The sequence below is a fragment of the Vibrio sp. Vb1554 genome (assembly GCF_033344235.1).
Window position 1 is genome coordinate 1 of record NZ_JAWPOJ010000189.1, and the last position, 1,419, is coordinate 1,419.

The following is a 1,419-nucleotide window of genomic DNA, read 5'->3' on the forward strand; positions in this document are numbered from 1 at the left end:
AAAGCATATCTTAATCCGCATCAAATGATGTCGGACGATTTCGTTTGTGTTTAAAACACGATATGAATCGGCTGGCGTAATCATTTCATGATGTTCGGAGCGTTTTACCTATGTTAATTAACAGAGTTATCCACATATAACGTTCTGTGGATAAGTTGGTTGATAAAGTGTTTTTAGCTTGAGGATTTTGATGGGTAAAGAAAGATCTTTTCTTTTTTAGGAAGTCTTGGTTGCTGGTGATTTGGTCTTAACTTGTTGTTATTTCAGGTTAAATGTATTATTTCATCGGATCGAATACGTTCACATACGATCATAACCTTGTCTTTTTTTGATCCTAGTCATTTACTCAGGTTGTGTTTAACTTTTTTTTGCAACCCATTTTTAATCAAATCTAGAATTTTTTTCCACATTACAGAATTGAGAACAGGGTCATGTATTGAGCATGCAAAAAGTGTTTTCAATCTCTTGCATATAGGCTACGCACTAGGCATCTCTAGGTAAGCCTTTCTCAACAATTCTAATTAAACGCTTTTTCTTCGTCTCAATCGGTTCTGCATCTACAGAAGGGATATGGTTGAGCTGCTGGGTAAGTGCCCATTCGATGTGCTCATCCAGTAATTTACTTTCACCAAGTCGCGCATTAAGTGCGTCTATCACCCGTTGGCTGTATTCTGCATTACCAAGTGCGACAGATATATTACGTAGCCATTGTTCGTGACCGATACGACGGATAGCAGAACCTTCCATATTTTTTAAGAACGTCGCCTCGTCCCATTGGAATAATTCAACTAAGTCTGGATTGTGAAAGCTTTCCCTGCGATGGAAATCTTCTTGTTCGGTTACGTCTGCATAGCGGTTCCATGGGCAGACGAGTTGGCAGTCATCACAGCCGTAGATGCGGTTACCCATCGGTTTGCGGAATTCTTCAGGGATGACACCATCAAACTCTATCGTGAGATAAGAGATACAGCGTCTCGCATCGACAACTTTATCTTCTACAATGGCTTGAGTCGGGCATGACGTAATACACGCTCGGCATTTTTCGCATTGGTCGACACTTGGAGTATCGACTGGCAAAGGTAGGTCAATCAGCAGTTCACCAAGGAAGAACCAAGAACCACACTCTTTATCTAAGATCAGTGAGTGTTTACCTGTCCAACCCAATCCGGCCTTTTGGGCTAAAGGGCGCTCAAGTATTGGCGCAGAGTCGACAAAAGGGCGATAACCAAACTGACCCACTTCTTCTTCTATGAGCTTACCCAACTTGTTGAGCTGCTTTCTGACCAGCTTATGGTAATCACGCCCTAGCGCATAGCGGCTAATATAAGCATGATTTTTATTCGCGAGATTTGAAGCGAATTGCGCTTCTGGCGGTAGGTAGTCCATCCGGACGCTGATAACGCGAACGGTTCCCGGTAA

At 42.4% G+C, this 1,419-nt stretch carries 1 protein-coding gene; it reads right to left on the reverse strand.

What is annotated here, in order from left to right; all coding sequences use genetic code 11:
• Positions 1–483: 483 nt before the first annotated feature.
• On the reverse strand, positions 484–1,419 hold a 936-nt coding region (queG, locus tag R8N28_RS24830), incomplete at its 5' end, for a tRNA epoxyqueuosine(34) reductase QueG (protein WP_318183618.1).